The following is a 14,456-nucleotide window of genomic DNA, read 5'->3' as shown; positions in this document are numbered from 1 at the left end:
CGACTACGACTGTTGAAGGTGGAGTCGCCTGCTTTCCTCGACTCGTAATATCCGATGCAGTGTCTTCCCAAGAATGGTTTTGGGCAGCTCCGTGCGGAACTCTATCTTCTTGGGCACTTTGTACGACGCCAGATAGCGCCGGCAGTGCGCGAGGAGGTCGTCCACAGACACTGAGTCCACCGTGAGCACGACAAACGCCTTGATCGATTCGCTCCCGTCCCCAAGCTGTACCCCGATGACGGCTGCCTCACACACACATGGATGGAGAAAGAGCACCTGCTCGATTTCGGCGGGGTACACATTCAACCCGGATGTGGACAGGATCATGTCCTTCTTTCGATCCACGATATAGAAGAAGCCGTCTTGATCCACGCGCGCGAGATCACCGGTCGCGAGCCACCCATCTGGCGTCAGCGCGTTCGCCGTTTCCACAGGGTTGTTCCAATACCCCTGCATCACTTGCGGGCCCCGGACCCAGAGTTCGCCGATCTCCCCCGACGGGACCTCCCGGCCCGTCTCATCGACGATTCTCGCTTCGGTGTTCGCAATGGGCAATCCGATGGAGCGTTTGACCGAGAGGCCGCGGGGGATGTTGCAGTGCGTGACCGGAGAAGCTTCAGAAAGACCGTATCCCTCGATAATCAGGTGACCGGTCCGTTCTTTGAATTTCTTCAGGAGTTCATAGGGAAGCGCGGCCCCGCCGCAAATCACGAATCGTGTCGCCGTAAAGTCCTTCGCATCACAGTGGTCGAGCAGTTTCCGCACGAGAGCCGGCACGAGTGTAATCACGGTGGGCTGCTTTTTGCGGAGGAGTGTCAGCAACACCGGCATGTTGCGGGGATCGGGGACCAGCACCATGCATCCTCCCACAGCCACGCAGATATTTTGCGTGACGGTCATCCCGAACACGTGAAAGAGCGGAAGCGCCGCAAGAAAGCTCTCCACTCGTTCGGCCGGAGAAAACCAGCTGATGAGTTGCCGAATGTTGGCCGTCAGGTTGCGGTGACGCAGTTCCGCTCCTTTGGACACGCCGGTGGTGCCGCCTGTGTATTGAAGGAGCGCGATATCGTCCGGGGTCACAATCGGGAGGGCCTCCGGGGCTACGGGGGGCACGCTGTCCAACACATCGTGGAAGAACCACGTCGTGTCGCTGTGGGGAATCGCAATCGGCGGCCGGGGGTTGCGACGGTGATAGAGATACCTCGCGATCGTCGTCATGTAATCGGTGATCCGCGTCACGATGATCAGTTCCAGACCGAGATCCTGGACTTTCTGGTACATCAGGTCGAGCACCACGATCGCTCGCGCCCCCGCGTCTCGCAGTTGGTGGGACAACTCATGTTCCGTGTAGGTCGGGTTGCAGGCGACGACAATTCCTCCGGCCCTCACAATGCCGAAGTAGGCGATGACCGCCTGCGGGCAATTCGGGAGACAGAGCGCCACCCGATCTCCTTTGCGAATTCCCAATGCCGCGAGGCCGCATGCAAACCGTTCAACGAGGGAGTGGCATTCGTGGTAGGAGAGGGTTCTGCCGAAAAAATAAAGAGCCGGCCGGCGGGAAAACCGCTGGGCACTTCTGGAGAACAGCTCCGGGAGCGTCTCGGGAGGAAGCGGCAGCTCACGGGGAACTCCCTCGGGATAATAAGGAAATGACGGTCGCTTGGACATGATGCCTCCCGTTTGGCTCAGGTCTGATCAAGATATTCCCGGCACTACCATCCTCCGTTTGAGAGACCAGCGCAAGGCTCGAAACGTTTGCCATATTGGGCTGCCAGGGATTCCAAAGTCTGGGTTATGCTTCCGGGTGTCATCGTTTCCCGCGCCCAGGTGAGAAGGCCTCCACGGAATGCGGGAAATCCGATCCCATGGATCAGCGCGAAATCCACCTGCCATGCCTCTTCCACAATGTGGTCATGGAGACAGCGCACGGCTTCATCGACCATCGGGAGCAACAGCCGCCGGTGAATGACGTCGTCAGAGGAAGGCTCTGCTCCGGAGGGGAAGGTTCGGCGATAGCGTGCAATGATTTCGGCCGTCTTTGGATTCACCCTCCCTGACTCCCAGAACGTCGCGGGCGCTGCTCCCTTCGGCAGCAGGGCTTGAAGCAGTGCATCGCGAGATTCGATGCGCGACCCCAGCACGGCGAGAGAACCCAGTACGTGCCAGGCGACCCGAAGTCCGATCAGATCGAGGAGTTCCAGAGGCCCCATAGGATGCCCGCTGTCCACCGCCATGCCGAAGTCCTTCGCGACGGCGTCAATGCGTCGAATGGCGACTCCCTCGCCGACCAGGATCATGGCCTCTGCCAGATACCGCGACAGAATCCTGTTCACGAGGAAGCCCGGTCCGTCGTTCACCACCAGCGGAAACTTGCCCAGCCGTTTGGCCAGGCCGCAGGCCTGTGCAAGGGCCCGGTCGGAGGTGAAGGGCGCGCGTACCACTTCGACCAACTGCATTTTGGCCACAGGGTTGAAGAAGTGGAGCCCCACGCAGCGTTCCGGATGGACGGCCTTCGCCGCAATGTCGGCCAGGGTATAGGACGATGTATTCGTCGCAAAAATTGCATCGGGCCGTGCCTCCGATTCAAACTCCGCAAGCACGGCCCGTTTTATGTCCAGTGTCTCCGAGACTGCCTCAATGGTCAGGGACGCGGTGCCCACATCCTTAATATGAGTGGTTGGAGCGATCCGCATCATTCGATAGCGCAGATCGGACGGAAGAATGATGCGTTTGCGAAGCTGGGCAGTTTGGGCGGCATGGATGCCTCCGATCGCTTTTGCAAGAATGTCCGAAGACACGTCTCGCAGCACCACCGCGTACCCTTTTTCGGTGAGCTGCCCCGCGATTTGGGACCCCATCAATCCGGCTCCCAGCACGCCGATGCGCGTCGTCACGGTCGGGATTGTGGCGACGTTGCGTTTCAGCTTCTCGCCGGCCAGGAACAAGCCGACGAGTTGCGCGGAAATCGGGCCGGCCATGAGATCCATCAGGAGGGGTTTTTCGATGTTGAGCGATCCCTCCAGAATCCTCACCCGCATTCCTCTCTCGATGGCCTCGATGGCACGGAGCGGAGCGGAATAGAAACGCCGGACGCGTTTGAGCACCTGACGTCCGGCATAGCGACAGAGGAGCGTCCGAATCACGGGCGTGGTCAGGATTCTCTGGCTTGTCCGGAGGGGGCGCAGTCTGAGGGGGGCTCGACAGAGACTGTGGGCTTGTGCAATGGCGGCCTGCACGAGGACTTCTTTCCGGACGTCTTCCAGAGTCCTGGTGCCGGATGGAATGGAGGCGGCCATGCCATCGATCAGGCCCATCCGCAGAGCTTGCCGGGGAAAGATCGTTCTTCCCGTCGTGATCATGTCCAATGCCGCCGGCAGGCCGATCAGCCGCGGGAGCCGCTGGGTGCCACCGAACCCGGGAAGAATGCCCAGTTTGACTTCCGGCAGCGCAAAACTGGTCCTCGGATGGGTGGTGGCGATTCGCGCATGACAGGCCAGGGCCAGTTCACATCCTCCTCCGACACAGACCCCTTCCACCGCTGCCACAAAGGGCTTCTGCGATCGCTCTATCGCGTCAAAGAGCCTGTGGGTGGTGATGACGAGTTGCTCCATCTCGTGAAAGGAATGCCGGCGTTGCGCATCGTGCATCTGCTCCAGATCCGCTCCCGCGCAGAAGTTTCCTTCCTTCAGGCTCACCAGCACCACGCTCTTGATGGCATCGGATTGATCGGCAAGCTGCACGATCTCCTGCCACTCCGCCATGCTCTCCACATTGAGCACATTGACCGGCTTGCCGGAGTAGTCAAACCCCGCCAGCAGGATCCCGTCGCCAAGCACTTCGGTCTTGAAGTGCTTGAACCGGCCGGGAGCCATGGTGTGGCCCTGTGTCATGCCTATTTCCTCTCCAGGATCATTGCCACACCCTGTCCGCCGCCCACGCAAGCGCTGATCAGCGCCCGCTCGGCGTTCCGCCGTTTGAGTTCGAACAGCGAGGTCATGGCCAAACGCAGACCGGACACGCCGACCGGGTGCCCGAGCGCGATGGCGCCGCCGTGCGGGTTCAGATCATCGGGCGGGATTTCACCGAGGCGTTCGGTCAGCCCGTGACGGCCAAACTTGGCTTCCATGAGCGAGGATGAGTCAAGGATGCGGCTGATCCCCAAGACAACGGATGCAAACGCTTCATTAATCTCAAATACTGAAAAATCCCTGAGCGCCAGGCGAGCCTTGGACAACACTTTGACGATGGCCCCGACAGGGGCCAGGCCCATACAGGCAGGCTCATAGCCAAAATCGGCGTAGTCTTTCACATACCCGAGGATCGGCAAGCCGAGGAACTTGGCCTTGTCCTCTTCCATGAGAAGCATGGCGGCGGCTGCATCCGTGATCTGTGAAGAATTGGCCGGTGTGACCGAACCGTAGCGCTTGTCGAACACAGGTTTCACCGTACCAAACATCTTCTGACTGGCGTCCTCACGAATGCCATTGTCTCGCTCGACATGAGTGCCTCTCTCGGAAAGGTAGACGGGCACGACCTCCTCCGCGAAGAGCCCATTCTGCCACGCCTGCGCCGCGAGCCTGTGTGAGCGGACGGACCACGCGTCCTGATCTTGCCGGGACATGCCGAGGGCAGGATCTTTTGCAATATTCTCTGCCGTCTGTCCCATGATGAGGTCGCACATCGGATCCGTGAGTCCCATCATCAAACCGACCCGAGGAGGATATCGCTTGAGGTTCAGGAGTTTGGGAATGAGGGCGAGAGCACCGGCTGTTCGTTCGCGGAAGTGTTTGGCTTTGGCGGACTGTATAACAAGGTCGGCAACCGTAGGGTGGTACAGGACCGGAATACGGCTCATCGACTCCATACCGATGACGAGCACCGTGTCGGCGTCCCCACTCCTGATGCGCAAGCTCGCATAGTAGAGCGCCGTCACGCCGGATCCGCAGTTTTTCCCCGCCACCGTGTCGGCGGGGATCGTTGATGGGAGGCCGCCGGTGACGGCCGCAACCCGAGTCGGGTTGACCGCGTGCATGGGCGTGGCCACGTTGCTGCCTAACACGCAATCGATGGTCTCAAGGGGGAGATTCCAGCGATGACATCGCTGGACCATGTCGCGGACAACGCTGGCGCCAAGCACTTCCGCATCCGTGTCGCGAAAGTCTGTTCCCTCTTTGCAAAGGGGGGTGCGGAATCCGTCTACGATGACGACATTGCGCATACCGTTGTCCGCCACGGCATTAGGAACGATGTTCAATCGCGTGCTGGCAGCGAGCCATACGCCGGACCGTGGTACATCCTACCACGGAACCGATACGTCCTCTCCTCTCTGAAGTATCAGAGCCTCCCCTATTTCGAGGGGGGTCGCCAAATCCTGGGATACAAACAATGACAGTGGTGGTAGAGTATCAAATCGGAAGCGAGGCTCGTCGTCTCACAGTAGGGAACGCTCATGGCCAACCCCGAGCTGTTTCAAGGGTCTGTAGCAGTTGCTGAGACCGCCCGTGACAAGGCTTCCTATGACGGGTTTCTTGCAGGGTTGTTCGAAGCGAACGTTCGGTGGGAGCTCCTCACCTCCATCGGCCTCCCAGAGACGAGTCCTTCTGCCTGGAAGTTCCTGGAGCAATTCAAAGCCGCCATTCTCCCCCTCGATCCTGAACGAGTTGACAGAGAGGGAGAGCTGCCCGAGCCGGTCTTGAAGACGCTCGCGGATCTCGGCGCGTTCGGTATCAAGATTCCCAAACGCTTCGGTGGGCAGGAGTTCACCCAGTCTGAGTATCAGAAAGTCGCCACCCTGTGTGGAAGTTTTGATGCATCGCTCACCGTGTTGCTGTCGGCAGCGCAATCGATCGGCGTTCCTGAACCGCTGCACCTTTTCGGGACAGAAGAGCAGAAGGCCAGGTATCTTCCCCGGCTTGCGCGGGGAGAAGTGTCGGGGTTCGCGCTCACGGAACAACAGGTCGGGTGTGACATCGCCAAGGTGGAAACCTGCGCGGTTCGTGTCACAGAGAGCGGGAAGACCGTCGGATATCGCCTCTCAGGAGAAAAGTTTTTCATTACAAATTCCGCCAAACAGGATGGCGAGTTCCTGTCTTCGCTGCTCGTCGTCATCGCACGCATCGTCGATCGGCCGGAGGAGCTTCAAGACCCCCAGGCACAGAAGCATTATGGGGCCTTCATTGTTGAAACCCGATGGCCAGGGTGCTCCGTCACCCGTCTACGTTTCGAGGGTGTGCGAGGGATTTACAACGGCGTACCGACGTTTAAGAACGTCAACGTCCCGATTGACAACCGACTCGGCAGCGAAGATGACGGTCTGAGGATCGCACTTGCCACGTTGACAGTCGGCCGACTGACGCTCCCCGCAGCTTGTCTGGGAGGCCTCAAACAGTGTCTGTCCGTGATGCGCTGGTGGGGGCGCACGCGTGTTCAGTGGAACAAACCGATCGGCGAGCACAATCTGATTGGAGAAAAACTCTGTCGCGCCGCGGCCTATACGCTGGCCCTCGAAGCGGTCATGGCTTTCTGTGGCGCCTGGGCGAACAGAAAGGGCGACCTCCGTCTGGAGTCGGCGGCGGCCAAGATTATCGGGAGCGAGTGGTACTGGGAGGTGGTCAACGACCTGTTTCAAGTGCGCGGGGGGCGGGGGTTCATGACTGTCGAGTCACAGCGTAAGAGCGGGGAACTCGCCATTCCGGTCATGCGCATGTTGCGCGACGCGCGTATCAATCTGGTATGGGAGGGGACAAGTGAGATTCTGCGCATCTGGATGGCACGCGAAGCCCTTTCCCCCTATATCGAAAAGGGCATCGCTTTTCTCCAGGGGTCGCCTTCGCAGCGGGCAGAGGCGGCGTTGTACTATGCGCGCATGGCGCTTCGTTCCAGCCTGCCTTTCTTGCCTCCGGGGCCCGGTGCGAATATATTTGGACCGGATCACGCCAGGTGGGTTCGCTTTATCGAGTCATCCTCCCAGAGCGTGACACGGGCGACGCTTGCCGCCACGCTGCGCCACCGGCAGAGCCTGCACCACAAGCAACTTCTGCTGCAACATGTGGTGAATGACAGCCTCCGGCTCTTTCCCATGGCCGCGACGCTCTGGTTTACGTCCCAACCGGAGATGCGGACAAAACCGGGCATCCGCGAGTTGGCCGCCTACTTTTGCGAGGACATGGAGGAGCGGCTCTATCCAGCCTCATCCCCAACGCGGCGCGTCCTCAGTCGTCAGAAGGACGCCACCGTCTACAACTTGGCAAGGCGGATCATGCAGGGCCACTATGCGTGGCTTGAAGAAGGGATCGTGCCGCTGATCGATAAATGAATGGTCATGCCGGTCACTTCAGGCGAGCGAGAGGCGGCTTTTAGTCGGCCACTCGCACCAGTACCTTTCCCATAGGCCCTTGTGCCAGCCGGGCGAACCCCATCTTCACATCCTCGAACGGGACAATGGTGTCCACTTGTGGCCGTTGCCCTATGACTTCCAATCGATCGACGATCTCCTTCCAGGCCGCATGGGCTGCTTGAATTGTACAGTCTCCAACCGAGACTCCACCCATCCGAATCCGGCGGAACAACAAGGTCGCAGAGTTGAACTCCGGCACGCTTCCTCCGCTCCTGCCGACCACGCTGATTCGGCCGCCATGGCCGAGCAGCGCCACCATCTGAGGCAACAAGGCACCTCCAACGCTGTCGACGGCCAGATCGACTCTCTTCGGACTGATCGCTCCCGTCACGGTTTTTATAAGGTTGCCGTCCGTAGGATCAAAGGCGAAATCGGCTCCGAGCATTTTCAACCTGGCGCGTTTCTCCGCACTGCGTGACAGGGCCAAGACGGTGAGATCCATCGATTTCCCAAGCAGCACTGACGCCACGCCGACGCCGCCCGATGCGCCGGTGACGAGGAGGACTGATCCTGCTAGCGGAGGCGCCGGAGGATCCTTCCACTGCGTCAAGGCTTGCCAGGCAGTCAAGAAGACCAATGGGGCACCAGCCATCTCTTCGAGGGACCAGTTGGGAGGAATTCGGGTTACACTTTCCGCGGGAACCACGACTTTCTCGGCCAGCGTTCCCCACACGTCCACTCCCACGTCGCAGCGTAGAATGCCGACGGTCTCGCCCGCGCGGATGTGATTCACTCCGGCCCCTATCGACACCACGTCGCCCACGCCATCACGCCCGAGAATGTGCGGGAGCGCCGGCTTGGCCGGGTACATCCGCCTCGCCAAGAACGCATCCGCGGGGTTGAGGGCTGCGCACCTCATCCTGAGCAGCACCTGTGCCGGGCCCGGTTCAGGATCCGGCACCTCGCCGAGCCGGAGTCTTTCGATGCCATCATAGGAATCCATCAACCATGCACGCATAGGCTCATCTCATTGTGGTCGGTTCGTTGGTGGCGTGGGATCTTCCGGGACCACCAGATAGATGGCGGAGCCTTGGCTCAGATCGCTTTACGCTGACTTTCTTTTCCGGTCCTGATGGCACTCTCCCGTCTGCCCAGGTAATCCTGAAGGCCGCGCGGGATGATCCCATGGGAGAGTGAAGGGTACGTGCCGCTGAGTGCCCTCTTCCCAACGTCGGTCACCGGTTTATCATGATTGCGGATCAGTCCTCGGATATTGTGGTCGATGCGTTGCGTGGCCTCGCGGAACACTTCATCAGCAAGGTCCCAACCCTCAAGATTTCCGTCGATCCGCTCCTGTCGCTCGGCATAGAGGGCGGTCGCTGCAATCACCAGCAGATCTTCGCCGGCGATCTCGATCCGGTTTTGGCGCCCTTGGTCATCCTGAAGCGCGTGCCGATGGAAGAGCAGGGCATAGAAAATCGCCCGCGCAAGCCTGCGACTCGTACGTTCGACGAACGCCAGTTTGGACCGGACGTGAGGGGATTGGAATTCAGGCCGAGCCGGTAGCGGATTGCGCATCCATTGCCCCCAAAACCAGGGAAGATAGAATCTCGCGAGCCGTCCCAACTCCGTGAGCCGGCGAAGGCCGGTCACCCGTTCATCCAGGTACTGTTTCGCGCGCTCAAGATGCATGTTCAGGCCCTCGCGCGCGACGAACGGGCGCAAAATATCGGTGGCCCCTTCGCCGATCCGATACATCTCCGCGTCACGAACCAGTTGTTCAACGCCGAACGCAGGCTCGCCGCGCAGCCGTTTGGAATCGGCCGTTTCGTACCCCATCCCCCCGAAAAGAGTCTGGGCATCTTTCAGAAACTGGATCGTTCTCTCCGAACAACAGATCTTGGCAATTGCCGCTTCGATGCGGACATCGTAGGTATGGTGATCGGCCAGCCGCCACACAGAGAAGGCGAGCGCTTCCATCGCATACAGATTCGCCGCCATGCGGCCCAGCCTCATGCGTTGTGTCTGCCGCTCGCTGAGGGGTTTCTGAAACGTCAGCCGCTGGTTGGCCCGATCGAGCGTCGGTTGCCACGCCTGCTTGGCCATGCCCAGGCATATGGCCGGGATGCTGATCGCGCGGCCCACGTTTAGGATGGTCAAAGCATATTTCAGACCACGACCGATTTCCCCGATCACGTTGGCCGCTGGGATCCGGACATCCGTGAAGGTCATGTAGGCGTTCTCAATGCCCCGGCAGCCTTCGAATTGACAGCGCTGTCGTATTCGTACGCCTGGCTGGGTCATATCGAGAACGAAGGCGGTATGGACATGATCCTCCGCTCCCTTGCCATCAGGAACTGGAACCCACAAGGTCTGCCCGCCGTCCTGGCGACGCCTCGCCGGCACTCGCGCGATCAATGTGATATAGCGGGCGATCGAGCCGTTCGTACACCAGAGTTTCTCGCCGTTCACCACAAATGCCGTGCCGCTGGAATCGAGCACCGCTTCGGTCCCGATATTGGCCGCATCGGATCCGGTGATCGATTCGGTGAGTGCGAAGGCCGAGATGGCTTCCCGCGCAACGATCGGCAGGTACTTGCGTTTCTGCTCCTCATTGCCGAACAGGAGCAGCGGCATGGCGATGCCGATGGACTGCGGCACAGCGACGGTCAGGGCCAGAATGTTGCTCCAACTGGCCATCAACATCAGGGCGCGGCCATAGTTTGTATAGGAGAAGCCGAGCCCTCCATACTCTTTGGGGATTTTCATGCCGAATGCGCCGAGCGCAAACAACCCTTTCAGCACGGAATCGGGGATCTTTGTCGTCCGTTCGATTTCATCCGGATCGACCTGCGTGGTGAGGAAGGTTTCAAGTTGCGGGCGATACAACTCCCAGGCAGCCTTCTGCTCCGGTGATTCTTCCGGCGTGAGCAGCAGTGAGAAGTTGGGCTTTCCGACAAAGAGCCCTGTCATGAAACTATGGCCGGTTACCTGCTCTCGGGCTTCTTCGATTCGTTCGAGGCCTTTGAAGAGGGTTGCCATAGGTGCTCCATCAGGATGCCGCTTGCTACGAGAGTGGCTGCGGCTGGAGTTCCTCAAATCGCGCTGTGAAGTGGCGCAGCGCCGGCGCCTCGTAGGTCAAACTGAGGCCATGAATCATCTCGCGCGTCCGGTACAGTTCGATAATCGATTCGGCGACATAGGTAATCTGCATGTTGGTATAGACCCGGCGCGGGATGGCGAGCCGGACCATCTCGAGGGCAGGATGGATTGTTCGGCCGGTAGCCGGTTCTTTTTTGCCGAACATCACTGTCCCGATTTCAACTCCCCGGATCCCGTATTCCCGATAGAGGGCGACGGCCAATGATTGGGCGGGAAATTCGGCCTGCGGAATGTGCGGCAGGAACTCTTTGGCGTTGAGGTAGACGGCGTGTCCCCCGATCGGTTTGAGAATGGGCACGCCCGCCTGGTCCAGCAGCTCTCCCAGAAAGCGGACCTGCCCGACCCGGAATCGCAGATAGTCTTCGTCCAGCACCTCGCGGAGCCCTCGGGCCATCGCTTCGAGATCCCGGCCTGCTAAACCTCCGTAGGTGGGGAATCCTTCGATCATGATGAGCATGTTGGTGATGTCCTGTGCCCACTGATCGTGGTTGAGCGTGAGAAAGCCCCCGATGTTCACGAGGCCGTCTTTCTTGGCGGACATGGTGCAGCCGTCGCCGTAGCTGAAGAGTTCCCGCGCAATGTCGAGAATCGACGTGCCGGCGAATTCCGGCTCCCGCTCTTTGATGAAGAAGCAGTTTTCGGCGAATCGGCAGGCATCGAAGAAGAGGGGGATGCGGTGGTGGTTCAACAGCGCACGGGTCTGCCGGATGTTCTCCATCGACACCGGTTGCCCGCCGCCGCTGTTGTTCGTGATCGTCAGCATCACCAGCGGAATGCGATCCCGCCCGATATGGTGGATCGTTTCCTCCAACCGGACCAGATCCATATTGCCCTTGAACGGCAACTCGCAGTGAGGGTCGTAGGCTTCTTTGATCACCACATCCAGTGCCTGGGCTCCTTGATGCTCCACGTTGGCGCGTGTGGTGTCGAAATGAATGTTGTTCGGGACGCACATGCCCGGCTTCACCACGGTGGAGAAGAGTAGATTCTCGGCCATGCGCCCCTGATGGGTGGGGATGACGTGGGTGTAGCCGAAGATGGACCGAACGGTTTCTTCGAGATGGTAATAGTTCTTACTGCCGGCATAGGACTCATCGCCGAGCATCAGGCCCGCCCACTGGTCATCGCTCATAGCGGAGGTACCGCTGTCGGTCAGGAGGTCGACGTACACACTCTCAGCCGGCACATGAAACAGATTGTAGCCCGCTTCTCGCAGCAGACGATCCCGCTCTTCGCGCGTGGTGCGTCGAATCGGTTCGACCACTTTGATTTTGAACGGCTCGGAAGGGAATTTCATGCGACCGACCTCTTGAACCGCGCCAGTTCCATTCTAAAGGCCTGCGGTCCTCCGTACTCAAAGACATACCGGGTCATATCGAAGAGGGGAGCGGGATCCAGATCGCGCAGCAGTTCGGGTTTCCACGTGATCTCCAACTGCTGGATCATCGTCAGCGCTGTCGGCGTACCGACCACGCCGAGCTGCACCTGGCCGTAAGATTGGGAAAAGATGAGAATCTCCCGGTCGAACATGGCTGCGTTGAGATCCGCCGCCGCTCCCTGGATTTTAAAGTCCTCTTCAAATCGTCGAAACGCGGGTGCCCGCTCGAGTTCTTCGCGAAAGGCGAAGAAGATCTGGATTCCGGCTCGCTGCTGGTCGTTCATGACCTGGATGGCATCGGCCACGACCGGCTCTTGCTGCATTTGCTCACGCGTCAGGACCAGTAGCCGGCGTATGGCCACCCCGCGCTTCGCCGCCGCCTGGTTCGCCAGAAGGTAATTCGGATAGAGAGCCTCACCCTGTTTCCAGATGTTCCACCGCTCCATGATCGCATCGATAGCATGTTCGGTCGTCTGAACGAGTCGAATCGCCTCGGCACTCGCTTCCGCCCCTTCGTAGGTTAAAGTCTGGGTTTCAAGCTGGCGCAGTTCCCGTCCGATGGCTTCCACCTTTCGCGGAATGTACTTGGGGCTCTTGGGGACGTGGAGCATGACGTCGACGGCCGTCAGCGCCAGGGTCCAGTATTCTTTGGCTGAGGACGGCGCTTTGTCTTTTTGCGCGATCAGTAGCAGTTCGACAGGATTCTTATTGAGGAGATTGGCGATCTTCATGCACAGCTCAGGCTTCGGAATCTTCAGCCCGCGGCGCATCAAATTAGCCTCCGGTTGGGCGATGCCCAGTTTCTCGGCCAGCGCATAATCGCTGCTGAGGTCATAACGGTCTTTCACGGCCTCAAGGTACCGAGAGATTTCAGACATGCAGCGCTCCTTTCACTTTCAATTAGACGGCCGGAATTGTTCTCATCTCATGGATGACGTCATGCCGCGTGATGGTGGAGGTCATGGGCATTCCGGTCGGGAGCCTCTTTCCGCTCCAAGCCCATCCAGAATCCCTCGAGATAACGGAGGACGGCATCGACCCCGAACCGAAAATCATCCCTGTCCTGATCGGACATCCCGGCATCGCCCGCTGTCTGCACCGCCGCCACCGCCTGAGCCATCGCATCCTCATGGGTGGATTCGAGTTCCCGGTGAAAGGCGAAATAGGTGATGTCCATGTGCGGATAGCGAGTCGTCTTCAAGGAAGTGAGTCCGGGGATCAACTGGTCCCACATCGTGATCGCCATGTTTTCAAGGCCAAAGGATGCGCCCAGAGCCTTGGCGTGGTTCCTGTCGCTGTACAGGTGTTCCATCCCTTCGATATAGGCCTTGGTCGATGGGCGCATGGGGCGAGACATGGCCCAATGCACATCAATGCCGATGGATCGCAAGAAGTCTCGATAGAGGAGTTCATGGCGATGGCGGGTTTGGCCGTCACCCAACTCGGAATACAGGACCTTGGTCAGTTCATCGGCAACCTGTTCGTCTTCGGTATTCACAAGCTGAGACATCAGGATTTGAGGGAAATAGCGGACAAAGTTATAGAACTCGGTTGCAAATTCCCTGAGGTCTGTATCGGTCAGGCTTCCATTTTTGAAGCGATCGAGGTAGGGATTGTGAATGGCCCCATGTCCAAGTACGAAATTCTTCATCTCTTGATAGAACGTCATGGGCCACCTCCGAATGTCGGACTGATGGGCCTTTCAGATCAAGAACGGCTTTGTTTCTATGCTGGATGATATTACTTTTACATTAAACTATCAATATCTTGGAGTGAGAAATAGGCGCAGTACTTCATTGAGTTGTGTCAATACTGTGAATGTGGAGGTTGTGCCGATCGTTCTGTGTGCCATCTGAATAATAAAAATATTATATTGCTCAATATAATGTTTCTGTTATATTGTGTCTGCGAAAAGATTTGTAGTGAGGGCGAGCAACAGTGAAGTGAAATCCGTTTCCCAGAGAAGAGGTGCCACCATGAATCACGCACCTGGGATTGATCACATCACGCTCTGTGTGGAGAACCTCGATGTGGCGGAGTTTCTCTTCACCAAGGTTCTCGGTTTTGAGGTGCTCTGGTCGGCTCGTGACGTGGGGAGCGACAGATCATCGATGGATACCGTCGTTGTACAACGAGGGAACGCTAAGGTTGCACTGATGCAGGGGCGAGACAAGACGGTGAAGTCCCAGATTAACGAGTTTATCGAAAAGTACGGGCAGGGGGTGCAGCACTTCGCCCTTGAGGTTGACGATATCGACGCAGCCTGTCGCGAGTGGGAGGTTCAAGGCGTCAAGTTCAGCGGGCCGGTGAAAGAAGGGCGTGACGGGTTCGGCCCTCTCAAGCAACGGTTCACCTATCCACTCTTTCCGGCCAGCGGTTTGTTTATTGAACTCATCCAGCGGGAGCATGGAGGGGAAACGGCGAAGACGTTTGTCCGAAGCACCGTTGAATCGCTCTACAAAGACATTGAACGTGATCAGGCCTCCGGTCTTGAACGGACGATCATCGACTACGACTCAATTCCGATTCCCGTGGAGAAGAAGCCGCTGAAGCAGGCGTCATGAAGAGAGCCTGGCTCTG

Annotated in this window: 10 protein-coding genes; 2 read left to right on the top strand and 8 right to left on the bottom strand. The window is 58.8% G+C overall.

Annotation, left to right across the window (positions count from 1 at the left end):
* Window positions 1-3: 3 nt before the first annotated feature.
* Genes ACO9S2_RS00870 through ACO9S2_RS00860 form a run of 3 tightly spaced genes read right to left on the bottom strand, consistent with a single transcriptional unit; the run spans window position 4 to window position 5,218 of the window.
* Window positions 4-1,668 carry a long-chain-fatty-acid--CoA ligase gene (locus ACO9S2_RS00870; RefSeq protein WP_423719868.1) on the bottom strand — a complete coding sequence of 555 codons (1,665 nt, stop codon included), beginning with the start codon at window positions 1,666-1,668 and terminating at the stop codon, window positions 4-6.
* 44 nt (window positions 1,669-1,712) lie between these two features.
* Window positions 1,713-3,890, bottom strand: coding sequence for a 3-hydroxyacyl-CoA dehydrogenase NAD-binding domain-containing protein (locus tag ACO9S2_RS00865; protein ID WP_423719867.1), 2,178 nt, complete (start codon window positions 3,888-3,890; stop codon window positions 1,713-1,715).
* 2 nt (window positions 3,891-3,892) lie between these two features.
* Entirely contained in the window at window positions 3,893-5,218 is a 1,326-nt protein-coding gene (locus ACO9S2_RS00860) for a thiolase family protein (RefSeq protein ID WP_423719866.1), read from the bottom strand.
* Window positions 5,219-5,449: 231 nt separating this feature from the next.
* Between ACO9S2_RS00860 and ACO9S2_RS00855 the strand changes: the two genes are divergently transcribed.
* On the top strand, window positions 5,450-7,315 hold the full coding sequence (locus ACO9S2_RS00855) for an acyl-CoA dehydrogenase family protein (RefSeq protein ID WP_423719865.1): 1,866 nt from the start codon (window positions 5,450-5,452) through the stop codon (window positions 7,313-7,315).
* Window positions 7,316-7,355: 40 nt separating this feature from the next.
* On the opposite strand, the gene ACO9S2_RS00850 is transcribed toward ACO9S2_RS00855, so the two are convergent.
* The 5 genes from ACO9S2_RS00850 to ACO9S2_RS00830 form a co-directional block, all read right to left on the bottom strand.
* Window positions 7,356-8,354 (bottom strand): quinone oxidoreductase family protein, encoded by a 999-nt coding sequence (locus ACO9S2_RS00850; protein WP_423719864.1) that lies wholly within the window; start codon window positions 8,352-8,354, stop codon window positions 7,356-7,358.
* Between the two features lie 77 nt (window positions 8,355-8,431).
* Window positions 8,432-10,378: an acyl-CoA dehydrogenase family protein gene (locus tag ACO9S2_RS00845; protein WP_423719863.1), complete on the bottom strand. Its 1,947-nt coding sequence runs from the start codon at window positions 10,376-10,378 to the stop codon at window positions 8,432-8,434.
* A 25-nt stretch (window positions 10,379-10,403) separates the two neighbouring features.
* Entirely contained in the window at window positions 10,404-11,795 is a 1,392-nt protein-coding gene (locus tag ACO9S2_RS00840; protein WP_423719862.1) for a tryptophanase, read from the bottom strand.
* Window positions 11,792-12,754, bottom strand: a complete 963-nt coding sequence (locus tag ACO9S2_RS00835) for a hypothetical protein (protein WP_423719861.1) — start codon at window positions 12,752-12,754, stop codon at window positions 11,792-11,794. Before ACO9S2_RS00835 ends, ACO9S2_RS00840 begins: the two co-directional genes overlap by 4 nt.
* A 59-nt stretch (window positions 12,755-12,813) precedes the next feature.
* Window positions 12,814-13,545: a TenA family transcriptional regulator gene (locus tag ACO9S2_RS00830; RefSeq protein WP_423719860.1), complete on the bottom strand. Its 732-nt coding sequence runs from the start codon at window positions 13,543-13,545 to the stop codon at window positions 12,814-12,816.
* A 307-nt stretch (window positions 13,546-13,852) separates the two neighbouring features.
* Between ACO9S2_RS00830 and ACO9S2_RS00825 the strand changes: the two genes are divergently transcribed.
* On the top strand, window positions 13,853-14,440 hold the full coding sequence (locus tag ACO9S2_RS00825) for a VOC family protein (protein ID WP_423719859.1): 588 nt from the start codon (window positions 13,853-13,855) through the stop codon (window positions 14,438-14,440).
* Window positions 14,441-14,456: the final 16 nt, after the last annotated feature.

The sequence above is a fragment of the Nitrospira sp. NS4 genome, assembly GCF_049546785.1.
Taxonomy (GTDB): domain Bacteria; phylum Nitrospirota; class Nitrospiria; order Nitrospirales; family Nitrospiraceae; genus Nitrospira_D.
The sequence above is the reverse complement of the archived record's forward strand: the minus strand, read 5'-3'. Positions and strand labels throughout refer to the sequence as shown.